Raw genomic sequence first — 19518 nt, 5'->3', positions numbered from 1 at the left:
GCCCCATCCCCAATGCCCCATCCCCAATAAAGCCATGCCAGAAAATAAACCCCGCGACGTTCAAGTTTACCCAATCGCCACAGACACAAGAGTGCTGCGATCGCGCAGTTGGTCAAGGCTCAGGTTTGAAATTGAATATGCTCTTGCCAAGGGTACAACTGCCAATTCTTATTTAATTGAAGGCGATAAAACTGCCCTTATTGATCCTCCAGGGGAAACATTTACGCAAATTTATTTAGAAGCGTTACAGCAGCGTTTCGATGTCACCAAGCTAGATTATGTAATTTTGGGTCACGTCAATCCCAACCGCGCTGAAACTTTAAAAGCTTTGCTTACAATTGCTCCTCAAATCACCTTTGTGTGTTCTAATCCAGGGGCAAAGAATTTGCGTGGAGCGTTAGAAAACCCAGATTTGTCAATTATCGTGATGCGGGGGGAAGAAACCCTAGATTTAGGTCAGGGGCACTATCTGGAATTTATTCCTACCCCTAACCCCCGCTACGCAGATCAGCTTTGCACCTACGACCCGCAAACAGAAATTCTCTACTCAGATAAACTATTTGGGGCGCATGTTTGTGGGGATCAGGTTTTTGACGAAGGTTGGGAAATATATAACGAAGATCGGCGCTATTATTTTGATTGCCTGATGGCTCCCCACGCCCGTCAAGTTGAAACAGCGCTGGATAAACTAGCCGATTTACCCGTGCGAATGTATGCCACCGGACACGGGCCTTTGGTACGCTATGGCTTAATCGACCTCACCAAAGCTTATCGAGAGTGGAGCCAGCAGCAAACATCTGCTGATTTGACAGTAGCGTTGATTTATGCTTCAGCTTACGGGAATACTGCAACTTTAGCCCAGGCGATCGCTCGTGGCATCACAAAAGCTGGCGTCGCTGTAGAATCGATTAACTGCGAATTTACTGAGCCTGAAGATATCCGTACTGCTGTGGAAAAATCTGCTGGCTTTGTCATGGGTTCCCCTACCCTCGGCGGACATGCGCCCACACCTGTGCAAACAGCTCTAGGAATTGTCCTATCCACCGCCACTAACAATCAACTCGCTGGTGTGTTCGGTTCCTTTGGCTGGAGTGGTGAAGCAGTTGATTTAATTGAAAGCAAACTAAAAGATGCTGGTTATCGATTTGGTTTTGACACCATCCGTGTGAAGTTCAAACCCGACGATGCGACTCTACAATTATGCGAAGAAGCTGGAACCGACTTTGCCCAAGCATTGAAGAAAGCTAGAAAAGTGCGATCGCCAAATCAACCTGCTACGACTGTAGAACAAGCAGTTGGTAGGATTGTGGGTTCTCTTTGCATTCTCACTGCCAAGGAAGGCGATAGATCCAGTGCTATGTTAGCCTCTTGGGTATCTCAAGCCAGCTTTAATCCCCCCGGTTTAACCATCGCTGTTGCCAAAGACCGCGCCATAGAAACTCTGACACACTCAGGAAATAAATTTGTTCTCAACATCCTCAAAGAAGGCAATCACTTAGGTTTGATGAAGCATTTCCTTAAACCTTTCAGCCCAGCACAAGACAGATTTACTGGTGTTGCTGCCGAAGAAACTGAAAACGGCTCTCCTGTTCTTACAGATGCATTAGCATACTTGGAGTGTTCTGTACAAAATCGGATGGAATCCGGTGATCACTGGCTGGTTTATGCGACTGTCGAGAATGGCAAAGTCCTAAATCAAGATGGTGTCACAGCTGTACATCATCGCAAGTCGGGAACTCATTATTAGGCCTCTTGGAGTTGTTCTAGCAATTTTTTACGGCGTTTTTCCATAAAATGTTATCCAGACGAGGGTTTACAGGTTTGTACTAGTGTGAAGCAGTCGCTTCAGAATTTTTATGCCAATCCAGTTTCGGTTTCATCCAGAGAAAGCTGTTGAAGCCGCAGCCGTACTTTTAAAGCTGCACGGTAAGCCTATGAAGTATTTAGGCTTACTTAAAATGCTTTACATAGCTGATCGTGTTGCATTGAAACGCATGGAACAACCGATTACTGGCGATCATTATGTGTCGATGGATTACGGCCCTGTCCTGAGCGGCGTTTATGACCTAATCAAGGGAAAGCCCGTTGATGATGCTTTACCTCTCTGGTCTAAGTTCATTTCTCCTCATAATGAAAATCATGTTTTCTTGTTGCATGATCCAGGAGATGAAGACCTTTGTGAAGAGGAAGAGGAAATAATTCAGCAGGTTTATCAAGCTTTTGGGCATCTTGACCCTTTTAATGTTGCTGAGTGGACTCATGGTCTTCCAGAGTGGAAAAACCCTCATGGCTCTGCCATTCCGATTTTGGTAGAGCATATTCTCAAAAATGTGGGCAAGAGTGACGAGGAAATCGAGGAAATTCAGCAAGAAGCCATTCGAGAAGCACATCTAGATGGGGTTTTGAATGGCTAGCATCACCATTAATTTGGGAGATGCATTTTTGCTGGATACGCCTCCTAACAGTGAACACCTCTACATCGCAATTGCACAAACTTCTGGAAAAGACTATCTATTCGTCAATATCACTAATCCAAAAAAGCCTAGTGAAAGCGATCGCGGCTTTGAATGAAAAAGGAGCAGTTCAATGAATACAGTTGTCTTAAACCTAGAGCCAATCGTTCACCTCAGCGACGAGCAGTTTTATCAACTCTGCATGGCAAATCGGGATTTAAATCTAGAACTGAGTGCAACAGGAGAAGTAATTATTGTGCCATCCGTGGGAGGAGAAAGCGGAACTCAGGAAGCAGACTTCATTACCGACTTAAATAATTGGAATCGCCAAACTAAATTGGGAAAGGTTTTTAGCTCCTCTACTATATTTAAGCTACCCAATGGCGCAAATCGTTCTCCCGATGCTGCTTGGGTAAAATTGGAGCGATGGGAAGCACTGACTGCTGAGGAACGTAAAAAATTCCCGCCACTAACGCCTGACTTTGTAATTGAACTGCGCTCGGAAACTGACCGCCTAAAACCTCTGCAAGATAAAATGCAGGAGTATCTAGAAAATGGTTTGCGTTTGGGTTGGCTAATCAATCCTCAAGATAAACAGGTAGAAATTTACCAACCAGGACAGCCTGTAGAGGTAGTTGCGATACCAGCACTACTCGTTGGGGAGGAAGTTTTACCTGGGTTTGAGTTACAGGTATAAATTGCTGGCGCTCAATTAACTCTTCACTCTCTTTTTTTCATCGCTAGTGCGGCAGATAATTATCTGTCTTGTGAAGTATTTCTACCAATTAGCTTCTACTATTTTTTAAAATCACCTAGTAAAACTTGTTATACGGCGTATATCTTAGGGTTCTATCTTCTTTTTAATAAATTCTCTAACCTAATTGTAGAGTTCATTTAAGCATAGGGAAAAATTTGTATGACAACTAATGTTTCTGGTGAGATAAATAAGAATATAAATGGCTCTCTGGTGATTGGCGTTCTTCTGATTATTTTGGGGATTATTGCGATCGCTCAACCTGCTATTTCAACGATTTTTGCTGAGACTTGGTTTGCTGTAATTTTGATCTCTTCGGGATTTGCCAAGCTAGTCTATGCTACTCAAACGCGCGATCAAGGAGGCTTCATTTGGAAGCTCTTATTAAGTGCACTCTACATTGCAACCGGTATAATGCTGTTTGTTTACCCATTTACAGGTGCTTTGACACTAACACTATTGTTAGGTAGCTTCTTACTTACTGAAGGCATATTCGAGCTGATCCTAGCGTTCCGGTTGCGTCCGCAACAAAACTGGACTTGGGTTTTAGGTGATGGCATTATTACTCTACTGCTAGGTTCAATGATTTGGTTTCAGTGGCCTTTTAATGCACCCTGGCTGATTGGCACACTGGTAGGTGTTAGTGTTCTGTTCACTGGCGTTTCACGCGTCATGCTGTCGCTAAATGCGCGTTCTTTCTTAAAGCAATCAGACTCCACTGCAAGCATTTAAAGTTTTATAGTCTGATTTAAGCAAGCTTTATTTTTTTCGCCCTTACTAAGGAATTAGGCTGAGGAAGAATTCTTCTTTTGCCTTTTTTCTGTGTCTTAAATCTCAACTCTTTTTTCTAAATACTGCCCAATCATTAACTGCTCACCAGCGCGAGAGATAATAGTTTGTCTGGTTCTGTATCTGCTACCAACTAATTTTAATTCTTCCTCAAATACTGAACCGTTGTACTCAGTTCGCAAACACAGAGTTTTGGGATTCGAGAAATAATATTTAGCTGTGACTGGTTTGGATGTGGCAAAACCGCGATCGCGATATAAAATACTTCCCAGAGCACCAAACAGTGTAGAACCTTTCGACTCTTTCCTTGCTTTGAGCAAATCTGTACTTTCCCAGATAACTTCTGCACCACATTGCAAACTTGCTGAATCGGCTAAATCGTGCATCTGAGCAAGCTGTTGCAATTCATGGCATCCCTGCTCTAGAAACCGGATGATAATTATACTCTCCATCTCTTTGGTTTCTCCTTCCGGTAAGGTGTAGTAGCGCCGTTCCGAACGCCATTTACCCGCTGATTCCTGGAAAAATTCCGCAATCTGCGATCGCTCAGTGGTTTGTACAATTTCTAGTGGTAATGTCATTCGTAACTCTCCTCACCTAAAGTAAATAGAATTTTGGCAAAGTTAATTTTGCTCTAGTTGCTGTGAAATATATCAGCCTGTTCTTTGCCATATATGCAAGACACCGAAGAAAAGATGATTTTTTACATCATGGCATTAAAAAAGCAATTAATCTTTAATATTCTTAATGTATCGTATGAGCATCGAAAATTATTAGTCTTTTTGCTATATTGAATATGAGAATAATATTAATTATTTGATACTACATATATTAAAATCCAGGACAAAAAAGCCCCATATCTTTAGGCATTACAAGTCCTCTCCTAAGGGTAGATGTCAGAAAAGTAAAAATTATTTATACTAAGTTAATAATTACGACGTCTGCAAGAAGATTGTTTACCTCTGCGTAAGCACTACAGTAGTGAAGTGAGTTTTTTTGAGTTTTAAAAAAAATAGTAATTTCTGATACAGAAAATTAAGGAGACATAATCTAGAAACTTTTGTTTCTTATTATTTATATCTCTCGGAATTGCTTGCTCAGAATTACTTGGTAATACACAGCTGTATAACCCAGAAACTCCCCAATAGGAGAAAAGTAAATGATTTTGGACGGAAATAAGCCGCACAAGCAGGCAAAAACATCAGCTTCAGCAGCTGCTAACCGGGTAATTAATACCCAGTTAGATTCAGTTGCTCTAACTGACGCGGCTGTTGCAGACGTAAATAGTAGTGTTAAGACTTTTGTTTGTGTGTCTTCCCATTGGACATCCATCTTATTAATTCCCTGTTTGCTAGGCATAGGAATATTGACAACAAGTTGCGGAGCGCTACCCAAGGAATCAGCTGAGGCACAATCTCAGAGTCCTGGTAGTGAACGTAGTGGTGGTGCAACGCCCGTGGATGTTGCGATCGCCCGAACTGATGTACTGGAGAAACAACTAGAGTATACAGGAAATACCACACCATTCCGCATTGTGTCACTGCGATCGCAAGTAGAAGCCAGACTGTTGGCTTTGAACCTAGATGTAGGTGACACAGTTAAGCGAGGGCAAAACGTCGGACAGTTAGATGATGCCATTCTGTTAACGGAATTAAAGCAAGCAGAAGCAGAACTAGCAGCCCTCAAATCAGAAGTAGCCAGGGTAACAAATCAAGTAAGTAATGCTCGTGCTGAAGTAGAACGGGCACGGCTACAAGTTGTACAAGCCCAAGCAGACTCACAACGGCAACAGAAACTCTTCAAAGCAGGTGCGATCGCCGAACAAACAGCTCAACAAGCAAGTACTGAAGCACAAACAGCTGCTCAGGCACTGCGAGCAGCCCAAGAGCAAGTCCGTACAGAACAGCAAGCTGTCGCTGCTGCCCAAGGCAGAGTAGTTGCCCAACAGGCATTGGTTGCCCAAACTAAAGAACGCAGATCTTACGCTCGATTAACATCCCCCATCAATGGCATAGTTACAGAAAGGGTCACAGAACCGGGTAATCTTCTGCAAGCAGGTAGTGAAGTCTTGAAAATTGGCGACTTTAATCGCGTCAAAGTCGTTGTTCAAGTTTCTGAATTAGAACTGGCACAAATTCAGGTTGGGCAATCTGTGCAAGTTCGTTTAGATGCCTACCCCAATCAAAAATTAATAGGCAGAGTTACGCGCATTTCCCCCGCTGCGGATGCTACGGCTCGCTTAATACCCGTGGAAGTAGTAATTCCCAACAATGATGGAAAAATTGGTAGCGGGCTACTAGCGCGGGTCAAATTTGAAAACCAGACACCACAGCGAGTAGTAGTGTCGCAAGCAGCTATTCAAAAAGAAGCAGACAACAAAAACTCTAAGAGCACAGGGGAGACACAAACAAATCTAGAGCAGTCCTCTCCTGCACCTAATACACCCAATACCACAGGAGCAGAAAAGCGAACAGGTACACTATTTGTGGTAAAAGACACAGAAGGCAAGACGAAAGTGGCAGCGCGTGCTGTCACATTAGGAAACAGAGCCGATGGTAAAGTAGAAATTTTATCTGGTTTAGAGCCAGGAGAACGCTATGTAGTTCGCAGTGGTCAACCTTTAAACGATGGAGCCGCTGTACGTTTATCGATTATTTCTGAAACAGCGGAGTCGTTACCTAAAGGGAATTCACAATAAAAAATTGCAAGATTAAAAATTCTTTTGGAATTTTGAGAGAAGTCTGAGCGTCAGAACTTCGGTAATTTGGCATTTTTAATTGGAGCACAGCGACAGTAATGCAGCAAGTTAAGAACGGCGGCGGGTTTAGTATTAGTGCCATATCAATTCGCCAACATATCGGTACACTCATGCTTACCCTAACAGTGATAGTTCTGGGTATCTTTTTTGTCCTCAAATTACCCGTAGATTTGCTACCATCAATTACCTATCCCCGAATTGGTGTGCGGATAGAAGCACCTGGAATTTCCCCAGAGGTAGCAGTTGATGAAGTAACAAGGCCTCTAGAAGAAGCTTTTGCCGCTACCGAGGGCGTAATCCAAATTTTTTCCCAAACTCGTGAGGGACAGGTCAGCTTGGATTTGTTCTTTCAAACGGGAGGCAACATTGACCAAGCTTTAAACGATGCCACAGCTGCCTTTAACAGAGCTAGAAGCACTCTACCAGATACCATTGAAGAACCGCGCTTATTCAAAGTTGATCCCTCTCAGTTACCAGTTTACGAAGTGGCATTAACTTCCCCTTCCTTAGAAGGCGTTGATTTACGCGTTTTTGCCGAAGAAGAACTAGCCCGTGAACTGAGTGTTGTACCTGGAGTAGCAGGGGTAGACGTGTCAGGCGGAGTTCAAGAAGAAGTTAGGGTCAATATTGATCTAGATCGCTTACAAGCTTTGGGTGTAGGTTTAACCGATGTGCTAGATCAACTCAGAGATCGCAACGTAGATATATCTGGCGGTCGGATTTTGGGGCAGGATTCGGAGCCGTTAACTCGTACCGTCGGGCGCTTCCAAAATGCCAATGAAATTAGTAATCTTTCTTTTGAAGTCTCCTCCCCTCCCCCTGCTTCCTCGGCTTCCAGTACCCAGTCCCCAGTTACCAGTACCCAGTCATCAGTCCCCAATCGCCGCGTCTATTTGCGAGACTTTGCCGAAGTGATTGATGGTTCAGAACAACAAAGAGTGTTCGTCCTGCTTAACGGGCAACAAGCTGTAAAAGTCAGCATTCAAAAGCAGCCAGACGCTAACACCATCAACGTTGTTGAGGGGGTGAAAAAACGTGTAGAAGAACTCCGGCAATCTAGTGTAATTCCCGAAGGAACAATTCTTACACCTACCTTGGATGAGTCACGGTTTATCCGCAATTCCATCTCGAATGTTACCAGTTCCGGGTTAATCGGAACAGTACTAGCCGCGATCGCCGTCCTTTTATTCCTTGGTTCCCTGCGGCAAACTTTTATCATTGTCCTGGCTATCCCTTTAGCAACCCTAGCCGCCATCATTTTTATGGGGCTATTCGGCTTATCTCTCAACGTTTTCAGCTTAGGTGGTTTGGCGCTGGGCGTTGGTATTGTGGTGGATAACTCCATCGTCATGTTGGAGAATATTGCCGAGGGTGCTGGTATGACTCCTGGCAAAGATACAAAAACCCGATTGAGTTCGCAGCAACTAATTGCTCAGGCAAAACAAAGTAGCCAGGAAGTGGAATCGGCTTTAGTTGCTTCCACTAGTACGAACTTAGTAGCAGTATTGCCGTTTTTGCTCATCGGTGGCTTTATCGCACTACTGTTCAATGAGTTAATTCTCACCATCACCTTTTCTGTAGCGGCTTCAATTTTGATTGCTGTTACCGTTGTTCCCATGCTCGCCTCCAGGATGTTGGCATGGCGATTTTCCAGTGGTTTGAGCCAATTTTGGCTTTTACGGAAGTTTAATGACCGCTTTGAAGCTTCTACGAGGGGATACGGCAGTTTTTTGGCTAGGATATTGCGCTGGCGGTTAGTAACCGTGGCGATCGCTCTTATCCTTTTCGGTGGCAGCAGTTTGTGGATGGCTCCGCAAATTCCCCAAGAAATCCTCCCTCGCATCAATACTGGACAAGCCAACTTAAATGCTCAGTTTCCTCCCGGTACACCTCTAGAAACCAACCGAAAAGTTATGGCTGCGGTGGATCAGATTCTCCGCAAACAGCCAGAAACAGATTATGTTTTCTCTACAACTGGTGGTGCTCTTTTTGGAAATACTACTAATGAGAATGCCCTACGGGCTTCTAGCACCATTACCCTAAAACAAGGTACAGATGTAGAAGCTTATGTAGAACGAGTTACCCAAGAGTTTAATAAGCTAAATTTAGCAGGAATTCGCCTGCGCCTTTCCCCTGGTCAAGTACGAGGTTTGATTCTCAGCAACTCGCCAGTACGTGGTGCTGATGTTGACATAATTCTTCAAGGAAATGACGCAAATGTTTTACAGCAAGCTGGCCGTCAGATACTAGCAACACTGGAAAAGCAAGTTACTCAAGCTAGATTCCGTCCCGATGCAGACGATCGCCAACCAGAAATTCAAATTCTTCCTGACTGGGAGCGGGTTTCTGCTTTGGGCTTAACTACTACAGATATTGGGCAAACAATTCAGACTGCACTCGAAGGAAGTACACCAACTCAGCTACAACGCGGCAACCGTTTAGTTGATGTGCGAGTACAGTTGAATGAAACATCAGTACAAACACCTTCTCAATTAGAGAGGTTGCCTTTGTTTGTAGACAACAATCGCCAAGTACGCTTGAGCGATGTTGCCAAAATTGTCGAAGGGCAAGCTCCTGGAGAGATTCAACGGATTAATCAACGTCAAGTTTTCTTGATTGCTGGCAATTTGACTGAGGGAGCTAACCTTAGTGGCGCTCTAAAACAAGTGAATACAGTACTAGAAAGTATAGATTTGCCTGAAGGCGTTAGCATTTTACCCAGTTCGGCAGCCGAATCTAATCAACAACTGCAAAGCTCTCTCCAACTGTTAGGCGCATTAGCTGCCTTTCTAGTCTTTGTGGTGATGGCGGTGCAATACAATTCCCTCATTGACCCGTTGGTAATTATGTTTACAATTCCGCTAGCATTAGCTGGGGGTATTTTCGGACTTTACATTACCAAAACTGCTATCGGTGCAACAGTAATCGTTGGTGCAGTATTGTTGGTGGGTATTGTGGTTAACAACGCCATCATCATGGTGGAATTGGCGAATCAAATTCTAGAACGAGAAAAGGTTGATCGGAAAACGGCGATTTTGAAAGCTGCTCCTCAACGCTTACGTCCAGTGTTAATGACTACCGTTACTACTGTTTTAGGTATGTTCCCTCTAGCTTTGGGAATTGGGGAAGGCTCAGAATTTCTGCAACCATTGGGCGTGGTGGTGTTTTCCGGTTTGTCTTTAGCCACCGTTCTGACGCTGTTTATTATCCCTTGTTTTTATACTCTGCTGCACGATTTGTTCGGCGGCAATTGGACAAAGCCAGTGTTAATTTGGTTGCGTGGATTTACCAAAAAATTTATTTGAATCCCTGAGAAGTTTTAAAAGTTATTGGCGAATATAATTCGCTACTACACAAGCAAAGTCCACCTCCGTGGACTAACATAAAATCAAGGGTTTGTTAACCTGCGGAGGCTGGCTTTGTCTCGTGTAGCCAAGCCACTGCATTATTCGTAATTCGTAATTCGTAATTAAGTTTTTTAAGCTCACATATTGCCCAATCTGTCAATATATAAGTTCTAATTTAGATTTTTGATAAAGATTGCGTGAAATTACTGGTTATGTTGATAAAGCATGATCAGAATTGCTTTATAAATCTACCTATGAGTATATATCAAATAAGTAAGTAAACACACCTAACCAAAATTATCTGCTAGATAAAAGGCGGTTTAAATGTGAGTATTTGCTGTTTGTTTATGCCACACGCCATAACATTTTTTGAATCCATATAAAGGGGAGATAACATGACTACAATAGCAACCAAAATAGCATTGTCTGCTTTAGGTGCAGCAGGAATTAGTTTTTTGTCTTTGACACCAGCCAGAGCCGTCATCTTGGTAGAACCCATCGTGACGACTGTCAATGAAGACATACTTCAAACGAGAAACCCAAGAAATCTTGGCCCAGATTTACAACCTGGGGAAGTAATAAGATATGGTGTTCCAGATAGAGCCAACAATTTGCTAAATGCCACTGGGCGGGATATAGCAAGCCTCGTTTTTGAATTAGAAACGCTTTCGTATAGTAATCCAGATTCTACTCCACCATTTGCTAATGAATTAGTGCAGTGGGGAGACGCAGATGGAGATGGGAAGATTGGTTTCTCTAATATTCCTGGTTTAGAGGATATATTTGCAAACGCTACCGTTAAAAACAACATCATTACTTATAGTGGTGGCATAATCCCGAAGGAAACTGTGTTTTTCAATCGCTTCTATAGTCAACCCAATCTATCCCCAGGTGGTGGAATTATTCCAGCAGCACCACCCCCACCAGCAGATCAAGATGGGCCCATCCGGGTGAGTAGCTATTATAATGCTGTTCCGGAACCAACTGACATTTTGGGTACATTAGCTTTTGGCATCTTAGGTGTGGCTTTTAAACTAAAGCGTAAACTCAATTAACTTGCAAATCTTGACAGGACTGAGAAAGGCACAAATCTTTAATGTTCTTTGTTATTTGTTATTTGTCCTACTCTGCGGGAAGCCCCTAAGGCGTCTATGTCATTTGTCTTTTGTAAACTCGAATGACTAATGACAACCCTCACAAGTCAATGTGCAAATTAAATGCCTAACAGCTAGCTTAATTCACGATACACCGCAAGTGTTTCCTGGTGGACACGGGCAATATTGAGCCACTCTAGGTTTTGATTTGCCCGATTTTTCCACTCATACAACATATCTGAATTACTCAGTAATTGTACTAGTGCCTCGGTCAGAGCTTTACTATCTTTTGCTGGTACTAAAAGACCTGCTTGCCCATATTCCAAGGCTTCAGGAATTCCGTCTACTTGAGTGCCAATAATAGCAGCGCCAGCTTCTCTAGCTTCTGAAAGGACTAGGGGACAAGGGTCACGGTGAGAAGCGAGCACAAAGATGTCACAAGATTTTAGGTATCGTTGAGGTTCCGGTTGAAAGCCTTCAAAATGAATGCGCTCTGCTACAGAAGTTGCTTGTGCTTGGGCCTCGAATAGCTCTCTATCAGGCCCATTTCCAACCAGATAAAGATGCGCTTGGGGAAAATCTAAAGAAATTTGCTCAAAGGCGGCGATTAACTCAGCAATCCCTTTTCGTTTATACATCCCGGCTACAGTTGCGATCGCTGGACGCTGTAATGGTAGAGGTTGATAATCCTCTAGGTTACGGGTGCGGGGACTACCCAGAGTTCCGTTACATACTACCCGCAACTTGTTTTCCGGGATACCGCGCTGTGCCATAGACGCTTGCACAGCCTTGCTGACGGCAATTACTCTGTCAGCTAGACCCATCAGCAGGCTGGTACGCTGAAATTCGTTGTGTACTGTGGAAACTAAAGCATACTTGTACCCATATCTAAGAAAGCGTGCTAGGACTATTCCTGTCATCATGTGAGCATGAACCATATCCGGCTGAAATTCTGCTGCGATCGCTCGGTAACGCACGGCTGCTTTTATAATATTTATCGGGTTCCTCTGCTGATCTAAGTGGTAATGTTTGACTCCACAAACAGCTAGTAATGCCTCGTATTCTCCACCAGCAGAAACTATCGCTACTTCATGCCCAGTTTTTGCCTGTAAACAGGCAAGATCCACAGCTACATTTACAATTCCGTTACCTATCTCTTGAACGTGGTTCAAAATATGTATTATTCGCATAACTTCCGAGATTTGTATAAAAAATTCAGATAAGTAACTGGGTATAAATAGACATAATCATTAGGCCTTCAGTGACAAATTAAGAATTGTCAGTAATGAGTACAATATCCTAAAGCTAATAACCAGCTACTTACTTTTAAAGACTTATTCATAATATACAGTCTGATTCTGTAGCAGTCATAAATGATTCGCGATATTTGTAAATTATTTATTTTTGCTTTTTGATTTGGCAGTTAGCTAGAAAAACATTTTCATCATTCAAACTATGATTGCCATATTATTTTTGCAGATTGCAGAATAATATATCTAAATCCAATCAAATAATGGACTTAAGGAGGTAGACGTGATTAAATTTAAGATAAATGTTTGTTCGTAGTAAGCAATTTATTAATATATATAAATTTTTCAACTGCTAAAGCTTTTACTACGAGTTTTAATTTAATTAAGCCTTTCGTACTTAGTTAAATAAAATGCTCAATTTATGTAAGTTTTGAGACATTATTGAAGTTAGCCTCTTCCTCAAATTATAAAAATTATACAAATACACTGTCTGTGTAATAAAAAGATTATTATAAAAACTCAAATAATTAAGAATCAATTAATACAAATTTGTGAATATGAGAATTGTGCTCTGGGAAGCGGCGTGATAAAAAAGCAGTCAGCAAAAGTCTCCAAGCTAGAGGAGAAAAGGCAGACTGATCTATCATCAACAGAAAGCTTTTAATGTTTCTTTGCTTGAGGGATACTAAAATCCAATGTAGTTTCAGATAATTTTTTATATCCTGAAGAAGAGGAACCTTTGAGCGGTACTGTTCATCTACTAAGTCATAGATTTTCTCCTTCATCAAGATGTTTGTAGCTAACCGTTGAGTCAAAGAAAATTTTTGATTATAAGCACCAGGCCAGATAGTGCGATAAGCAAGACACTGATTCAAAAAAATGGCATGGCCAAACTGGACAATGCGAATCCACGAATCAATATCGTCACAGTTAGCATCGAGCGTGGAGTCCCAACCGCCAGTTTGCAAGAAAGCATTACGCCGACAAGCGACTTGCACAGGCGTACCAAAAGGTAAAAGCTCTAAAAGCATACCGTAGTGAATATCAGCTTGGGGAATATAAAAAGCCTGTCCAGATCCAAGTTTAGGGGTACGACTGATCTCAACTTCATTGCCATCCACCTGAGCAGCCACGCATGAACAAATGACAGCATTAGGACAAAGTGCGATCGCTCTTGCCATTTCTTGGAGACAATTGGTAGCTAGGTAATCATCATCATCCAAAAACTTAATCCAGTCACCACTAGCTTTCGCAACTCCAGCGTTTACAGTCGCCGCATGACCTTGATTGACTTCGTTACGGTGGTAAACAACACTGTTCCCCAAGCTGTTTACATAGGTTTGGGTGTCATCAGATGAGCAGTCATCGACAACAACCACCTCGCACTTTATAGTCTGGTTAAGAGCAGAGTCAATTGCTCGTTGCAGTAAATTTAAGCGATTATAAGTGGTGATGACGATGCTGAATTTCATAAATTTTATACTTATGGCATAGTCTTTGTGTAACATTCTTTCCATTGCAAAGCATTCATATCAGAAAAATTATCAACATCAAATAACTGGACTCTCGGGCAGTTATGGATCTATGATTAATGATCGTGAGTTTTTTAATTAGACAGAGAGACTATGAACGCTCAAGAGATCATCCGCTCCATTGAAGCGGAACATCTAAAATCTAATTTGCCCGAAATTTATGTGGGCGACACAGTTAGAGTGGGAGTGAAAATCAAGGAAGGCGATAAATTCCGCGTACAACCTTACGAGGGAGTAGTAATTGCCAGGCGCAATGGCGGCATCAACGAAACTATTACAGTCCGCCGGGTATTTCAAGGTGTTGGCGTTGAGCGGGTATTTTTGTTGCATTCTCCCCGGATTGACAACATTAAAGTGTTACGTCGTGGTAGGGTACGACGTGCTAAGCTGTATTATCTTCGCGATCGCGTTGGTAAGGCAACCCGGATCAAACAACGGTTTGACCGCCCTTTGTGATTCGCCTTTCAAAGTATGGGAGACTCAAACTTCAAGCGGCTCCTGCCGCTAGTTTATTCCCTCACCGAAATTGCGAAAAGTTTGTAGCATTTCTGCGGCAAGTGTAAAGCGACTTATCGTTAGATATCAGAACTTTTCAAAAGCAAGGTAAAATAAAAGTCAGATATTGCGTTAAACTGAGATTTAGTTCAACGCAATGATTGAATCAAAAACAGCTTGTGCGCTCTTAGTTCAGTTGGTAGAACGCAGGTCTCCAAAACCTGATGTCGGGGGTTCAAGTCCTCCAGGGCGCGCTCAACAGCAAAACAAAACCCGAAATAATTACACAGCTGCTAACATGGCAGTTAGTGCTAATGATTTCGGGTAAAAATTTTGTATTTGCAGCTTTTTGGTTTCCAGTAAGTTGTAAGCCTGGATAAAAATTAGCAGGGTATAGCTGTATAAGATAACGGAGGGATAAACGGTCGTGGCCAAAAAAAATGAAGCAGAATTGCCAGAAACCACAAACGGGTTTAGCTTTAACAACTTCATACAGGGAACCAAAGAAGAACTTGATAAAGTCGTTTGGCCCAGTCGCAAGCAAGTGGTGAGCGAATCAGCCGCCGTGTTGTTAATGGTAGTACTCTCCGCATCTTTGATATACTTGGTCGATGGATTGTTTGGTTGGGCAGCAAAACAGGTGTTCTGATGACTTTCGCAACAGACGAACCACGCAACTCCATGTTGCAGTCAGAGGAAACAGCAGAAACAGCGTCAACTGAAGCACGCTGGTATGCAGTGCAAGTAGCCTCAGGCTGTGAAAAGCGTGTAAAGACAAACTTAGAGCAACGCATCCAAACCTTTGATGTAGGTGACAAAATTATCCAGGTGGAAATTCCCCACACGCCAGCGGTGAAAATCCGTAAAGATGGCAGTCGCCAACATACCGAAGAAAAAGTTTTTCCAGGTTATGTGCTGGTGCGGATGATGATGGATGATGATACATGGCAGGTGGTACGAAACACCTCCCATGTAATTAACTTCGTGGGTTCGGAACAAAAACGTGGCAGCGGCAGGGGTCGCGGTCATGTCAACCCAATACCCTTGGGCCCCTCAGAAGTAGAACGCATATTCAAGCAAACCAGCGAACAAGAGCCGATTGTCAAAATTGACATGGCTACTGGTGATAAGATAATCGTGCTTTCTGGTCCGTTTAAAGACTTTGAAGGTGAGGTAATTGAAGTCTCTCCAGAACGAAGTAAGCTGAAAGCCTTGCTCTCGATTTTTGGCAGAGATACACCAGTGGAATTGGAATTTAATCAGGTAGAGAAACAGAGTTAAATACAAATGGCAAAGAAAGTAGTAGCGGTCATTAAACTGGCCCTGAATGCTGGAAAAGCCAACCCAGCACCGCCAGTTGGCCCCGCATTGGGTCAACATGGTGTCAACATCATGATGTTTTGCAAGGAGTACAACGCCAAAACAGCAGACCAAGCTGGAATGGTGATACCTGTAGAAATTTCGGTTTTTGAAGACCGGAGTTTTACATTTGTTCTCAAGACGCCACCAGCATCAGTGCTGATTCGCAAGGCAGCGAAAATAGAAAAAGGCTCGAATGAACCCAACAAAAAGAAAGTTGGGTCAATCACCAAGGCGCAATTGCAAGAAATAGCCCAAACAAAACTGCCCGATCTCAATGCCAATGACATAGAAGCGGCAATGAAGATTGTAGCAGGGACTGCCAAGAATATGGGCGTAACAGTCGCTGATTAGTCATTAGTTATTAGTCATTGGTAACTGAATGAATGACCAAGAACAAATGACAAAGAACAAGTAAATTTATCGGGGGAGAGGCGAAGCTTCGGAATTACCCCAAACAGAAAAATGGGAAAAAAATTATCGCGCCGCTTGCAAACGCTGCAAGACAAAGTAGAAGATAGGGACTATGAACCCCTAGAGGCTTTAGCCCTGCTAAAAGACACGGCAACAGCCAAATTTTCTGAAGCCGCTGAAGCACATATCCGGCTGGGAATTGACCCGAAATATACAGACCAACAGTTGCGGACGACGGTAGCACTGCCCAAAGGTACAGGACAAATAGTCCGGGTGGCGGTGATTGCCAGAGGGGAAAAGGTAAACGAAGCAAGCAACGCTGGTGCTGATTTAGTCGGTTCAGAAGAATTGATTGACGAAATCCAAAAAGGCATGATGGACTTTGACAAGCTGATTGCCACACCGGATGTGATGCCACAGGTGGCGAAGCTTGGTAAGTTGCTCGGCCCTCGTGGTTTGATGCCATCGCCCAAGGGTGGAACTGTGACATTTGACTTAGCAGGTGCGATCGCTGAATTCAAAGCTGGTAAATTAGAATTCCGAGCCGATCGAACTGGTATTGTCCATGTTATGTTTGGTAAGGCATCCTTCTCGCCCGAAGATTTGTTAGTAAACTTGAAGGCATTGCAAGAAACGATTGACCGCAACCGTCCTTCAGGAGCCAAAGGTCGTTATTGGCGCACGTTTTACGTATCAGCCACTATGGGGCCCTCGATTAAACTCGATATTAATGCCCTACGGGACTTTAAATTGACCGAACCCGCTTAATTTGAATCATTAGTCATTTGTCAAGACAAAAACAAATACTAATAACAAAAGGCAAAACTAAATAAGCAAAGCCAAAGATAGCAGGTGCCAATTGCTTAATATCCTGCCGAGGTTGAAGTTCTTATTGTCTGAAGTGCCACCACCAACGGTGTGATAACTATGGCATGAAGAATATTACTTTTAAACCCCGGCTGAAATGGCTGGGGTTTATTGTTTTGAGTTGCTTAGAAAATAGCACCAACTATGGAGGATGGTTTTAAGGAGGTGAAACAAGCATGGGTAGAACACTAGAAAATAAAAAAGAGATAGTAGCTGACCTCAAAGAAACTTTGAGTGAGTCAACTCTGGCACTGGTAATAGAGTATCAGGGACTAACGGTTGCAGAAATCACTGACTTAAGGCGGCGGTTGCGTCCAAGCGGCACGGTTTGCAAGGTGACTAAGAACACCTTGATGGGTATTGCCATTCAAGATCAGGAACAATGGCAGCCATTGACGGAATTGCTCACAGGTGCATCTGCCTTTTTGCTGGTTAAAGAGGACTTCTCCTCTGCGATTAAGGCTTACCAAGACTTCCAAAAAGTTACCAAGAAGACAGAACTTCGTGGTGGTGTGATGGAAGGTCGCCTGCTCAAAGAACCGGATGTCAAAGCTCTGGGAGACTTGCCATCCAAAGAACAACTTATGGGGCAAATTGCTGGAGCTATCAACGCCTTGGCTACCAAAATTGCCGTGGGTATTAACGAAGTTCCCAGTTCTCTGGCTCGCGCCTTGCAGGCGGTTGCTGAGCAAGAGCAAGGTAGTAGCACCGAAAGTGCTGCTGAGCAAGAGCAAAGTAGTACTGAAAATACTGCTGAGCAAGAGCAAGGTAGTAGCACCGAAAGTGCTCCCGAATAACATAGTCCATAGTCAAAAATAATGACTAATGACTAAATAATCAAGATTACAGGAGTTATATCAATGTCAACTGCAACGGATCAAATTTTAGACCAGCTCAAATCCCTAACTTTGCTGGAAGCTGCTGAGTTAGTAAAGCAAATTGAAGAAGCCTTTGGCGTAAGTGCAGCAGCACCAGCGGGTGGCATGATGATGATGGCTCCTGGTGGTGCAGCGGCTCCAGCTGAAGAAGTTGTTGAGCAAACTGAGTTTGACGTGGTTCTAGAATCAGTCCCAGCCGATAAGAAGATCGCCGTGCTGAAGATTGTACGGGAATTGACCGGTTTGGGTCTAAAAGAAGCTAAAGACTTGGTAGAAGCTGCACCCAAGGCAGTTAAGGAAGGGATTGCGAAGGATGCCGCTGAAGATGCTAAGAAGCGGATCGAAGAAGCTGGTGGTAAGGTAACTGTGAAGTAATCACAATTTCTTGATTAAGGAGCCTTAGTTAGGCTCTTTTTTTATATCAATAGACCACAGTAGGATGGGCATTATAATGCCCACCCGTTCATACAAGGTTTTGGTAATAAGGCGATCGCCATAGCCTTGTTTGTCGCAAAGGAGAGTGGTGAGGATTTCGGTTTCGATGTTGCTGTTGTTTGGTCGGTCGTGCAAATCACCCAGATAGCGATAGTTTAATTGTTGTGAAAACAGTTGCACTATGCGGTTTTGGGTTATGCGTTCGCGTTATCCGACCTGGCTCATCACATTTCCTCTATTGTCTGGATCACGGATTGATAAGGATTACTAGATTACACGGATGATTAAAATGAAGTAGATAGGTTATTGATCAGATTCTTTGCTGTGCAAGTTGTTTTTGTGTTGTCCTTTAACCTGTCTCAACCGTATTCTACATTACAAGCCTTTTGAAGGTTAAACTTTTGCTACCAAAGTTTATCAGTAATCCAACTTCTAATTTATAAGCTTTTAAATAGTTGAGGGCTTGGGCTAGGTGAACATCTTCGAGTTGGATGACGGCTTTTAGTTCTACGAGTATTTTGTTTTCAACTACAAAGTCGGCTCTGCGTGTACCAATAGGTCCGGGCAGATTTTTATAGTAAATCTGCTGTTCTATTTCGCGGGCAAATTCTAGTTTTGATTGACGCATCTCGTGGGCTAAGGCGCGTTGGTAGATTACTTCTTGGAAGCCGTTGCCTAAAAATTTATGGACTTCAAAGGAAGCTCCGATAATTTTTTGGGTGATGTCGGCGTATTTTAGGCTACTCATTGTCCGGATCACGGATGTTTACGGATTACAAGATGGCACAGATTTTGATTCCGTGTCATCCTTGAATCTGTCTAATCCGGATCACGGATGTTTACGGATTACAAGATGACACAGATTTCAATACTTCTCGGTTAAGGGGAAAAGGAAAAGGGAAAGAAAAAACCTTTAACCCTTATCCTTTCCCCTTTCCCCCAAACACGATTCCGAGTTAAAAATGCTGGTTCTACCGATCCCCTTATGAAAAAAAAGTATTTTAAACGAGAAAAAAGAGCTAATAACAAACAAGAATATAGCGCTACAAGCTAAGTCTGACAAAGGTTAATGACTTTTAAAATTTTTTGAAGA

At 43.0% G+C, this 19518-nt stretch carries 20 protein-coding genes, 1 tRNA gene and 1 other annotated feature; of the genes, 16 read left to right on the top strand and 5 right to left on the bottom strand.

Annotated features, from left to right (window positions below; translation table 11 throughout):
- Positions 1-34: 34 nt before the first annotated feature.
- The 5 genes from IQ246_RS21175 to IQ246_RS21155 all read left to right on the top strand — a co-directional run bounded on the left by IQ246_RS21175 (position 35) and on the right by IQ246_RS21155 (position 3939).
- Entirely contained in the window at positions 35-1747 is a 1713-nt protein-coding gene (locus IQ246_RS21175) for a diflavin flavoprotein (protein WP_194005306.1), read from the top strand.
- Between the two features lie 109 nt (positions 1748-1856).
- Entirely contained in the window at positions 1857-2414 is a 558-nt protein-coding gene (locus IQ246_RS21170; RefSeq protein WP_194005305.1) for a Panacea domain-containing protein, read from the top strand.
- Positions 2407-2571, top strand: a complete 165-nt coding sequence (locus IQ246_RS21165) for a hypothetical protein (RefSeq protein WP_194005307.1) — start codon at positions 2407-2409, stop codon at positions 2569-2571. Before IQ246_RS21170 ends, IQ246_RS21165 begins: the two co-directional genes overlap by 8 nt.
- A gap of 15 nt (positions 2572-2586) precedes the next feature.
- Positions 2587-3150: a Uma2 family endonuclease gene (locus tag IQ246_RS21160; RefSeq protein ID WP_194005304.1), complete on the top strand. Its 564-nt coding sequence runs from the start codon at positions 2587-2589 to the stop codon at positions 3148-3150.
- Positions 3151-3369: 219 nt separating this feature from the next.
- Positions 3370-3939, top strand: coding sequence for an HdeD family acid-resistance protein (locus IQ246_RS21155; RefSeq protein ID WP_194005303.1), 570 nt, complete (start codon positions 3370-3372; stop codon positions 3937-3939).
- 95 nt (positions 3940-4034) lie between these two features.
- Here the strand turns inward: IQ246_RS21155 and IQ246_RS21150 are convergent, their stop codons facing one another.
- On the bottom strand, positions 4035-4577 hold the full coding sequence (locus IQ246_RS21150) for a phycobiliprotein lyase (protein ID WP_194005302.1): 543 nt from the start codon (positions 4575-4577) through the stop codon (positions 4035-4037).
- A gap of 578 nt (positions 4578-5155) precedes the next feature.
- On the opposite strand from IQ246_RS21150, the gene IQ246_RS21145 reads away from it, so the two are divergent.
- The 3 genes from IQ246_RS21145 (at position 5156) to IQ246_RS21135 (ending at position 11156) form a co-directional block, all read left to right on the top strand.
- Positions 5156-6694 (top strand): efflux RND transporter periplasmic adaptor subunit, encoded by a 1539-nt coding sequence (locus IQ246_RS21145; RefSeq protein WP_194005301.1) that lies wholly within the window; start codon positions 5156-5158, stop codon positions 6692-6694.
- 98 nt (positions 6695-6792) lie between these two features.
- The gene (locus IQ246_RS21140) at positions 6793-10059 is read left to right on the top strand and encodes an efflux RND transporter permease subunit (protein ID WP_194005300.1); all 3267 of its coding nucleotides are present in this window, start codon (positions 6793-6795) and stop codon (positions 10057-10059) included.
- Positions 10060-10496: 437 nt separating this feature from the next.
- On the top strand, positions 10497-11156 hold the full coding sequence (locus IQ246_RS21135; RefSeq protein WP_194005299.1) for a hypothetical protein: 660 nt from the start codon (positions 10497-10499) through the stop codon (positions 11154-11156).
- A gap of 173 nt (positions 11157-11329) precedes the next feature.
- Here IQ246_RS21135 and IQ246_RS21130 read toward each other — a convergent pair whose 3' ends face one another.
- The gene (locus IQ246_RS21130; RefSeq protein ID WP_194005298.1) at positions 11330-12385 is read right to left on the bottom strand and encodes a glycosyltransferase family 4 protein; all 1056 of its coding nucleotides are present in this window, start codon (positions 12383-12385) and stop codon (positions 11330-11332) included.
- A gap of 587 nt (positions 12386-12972) precedes the next feature.
- Positions 12973-13917, bottom strand: a complete 945-nt coding sequence (locus IQ246_RS21125) for a glycosyltransferase family 2 protein (protein ID WP_194005297.1) — start codon at positions 13915-13917, stop codon at positions 12973-12975.
- Positions 13918-14070: 153 nt separating this feature from the next.
- Between IQ246_RS21125 and rplS the strand changes: the two genes are divergently transcribed.
- The 8 genes from rplS (at position 14071) to rplL (ending at position 18365) form a co-directional block, all read left to right on the top strand.
- The gene (rplS, locus tag IQ246_RS21120) at positions 14071-14433 is read left to right on the top strand and encodes a 50S ribosomal protein L19 (protein WP_194005296.1); all 363 of its coding nucleotides are present in this window, start codon (positions 14071-14073) and stop codon (positions 14431-14433) included.
- A gap of 220 nt (positions 14434-14653) precedes the next feature.
- Positions 14654-14726: transfer RNA gene (locus IQ246_RS21115), tRNA-Trp, on the top strand.
- 173 nt (positions 14727-14899) lie between these two features.
- Entirely contained in the window at positions 14900-15121 is a 222-nt protein-coding gene (gene secE, locus IQ246_RS21110) for a preprotein translocase subunit SecE (RefSeq protein ID WP_162399486.1), read from the top strand.
- On the top strand, positions 15121-15753 hold the full coding sequence (gene nusG / locus IQ246_RS21105) for a transcription termination/antitermination protein NusG (protein WP_194005295.1): 633 nt from the start codon (positions 15121-15123) through the stop codon (positions 15751-15753). Before secE ends, nusG begins: the two co-directional genes overlap by 1 nt.
- A gap of 6 nt (positions 15754-15759) precedes the next feature.
- Complete coding sequence (gene rplK, locus IQ246_RS21100; RefSeq protein ID WP_194005294.1) at positions 15760-16185, top strand: 50S ribosomal protein L11; 426 nt, start codon at positions 15760-15762, stop codon at positions 16183-16185.
- Positions 16186-16296: 111 nt separating this feature from the next.
- A complete protein-coding gene (gene rplA, locus IQ246_RS21095; protein WP_194005293.1) occupies positions 16297-17013 on the top strand; it encodes a 50S ribosomal protein L1 in 717 nt (238 codons plus the stop codon).
- A gap of 53 nt (positions 17014-17066) precedes the next feature.
- Positions 17067-17234: a sequence feature (ribosomal protein L10 leader region), on the top strand.
- 54 nt (positions 17235-17288) lie between these two features.
- A complete protein-coding gene (gene rplJ / locus IQ246_RS21090; RefSeq protein WP_194005292.1) occupies positions 17289-17909 on the top strand; it encodes a 50S ribosomal protein L10 in 621 nt (206 codons plus the stop codon).
- A gap of 63 nt (positions 17910-17972) precedes the next feature.
- On the top strand, positions 17973-18365 hold the full coding sequence (rplL, locus tag IQ246_RS21085; RefSeq protein ID WP_194005291.1) for a 50S ribosomal protein L7/L12: 393 nt from the start codon (positions 17973-17975) through the stop codon (positions 18363-18365).
- Between the two features lie 24 nt (positions 18366-18389).
- Here rplL and IQ246_RS21080 read toward each other — a convergent pair whose 3' ends face one another.
- On the bottom strand, positions 18390-18605 hold the full coding sequence (locus tag IQ246_RS21080) for a hypothetical protein (RefSeq protein WP_194005290.1): 216 nt from the start codon (positions 18603-18605) through the stop codon (positions 18390-18392).
- A 190-nt stretch (positions 18606-18795) separates the two neighbouring features.
- Complete coding sequence (locus IQ246_RS21075) at positions 18796-19173, bottom strand: GxxExxY protein (protein ID WP_194005289.1); 378 nt, start codon at positions 19171-19173, stop codon at positions 18796-18798.
- Between the last annotated feature and the right edge of the window lie 345 nt (positions 19174-19518).

The organism is aff. Roholtiella sp. LEGE 12411, assembly GCF_015206995.1.
Classification (GTDB): Bacteria; Cyanobacteriota; Cyanobacteriia; order Cyanobacteriales; family Nostocaceae; genus Komarekiella.
This window is presented reverse-complemented; position numbering and strand designations above follow the sequence as displayed.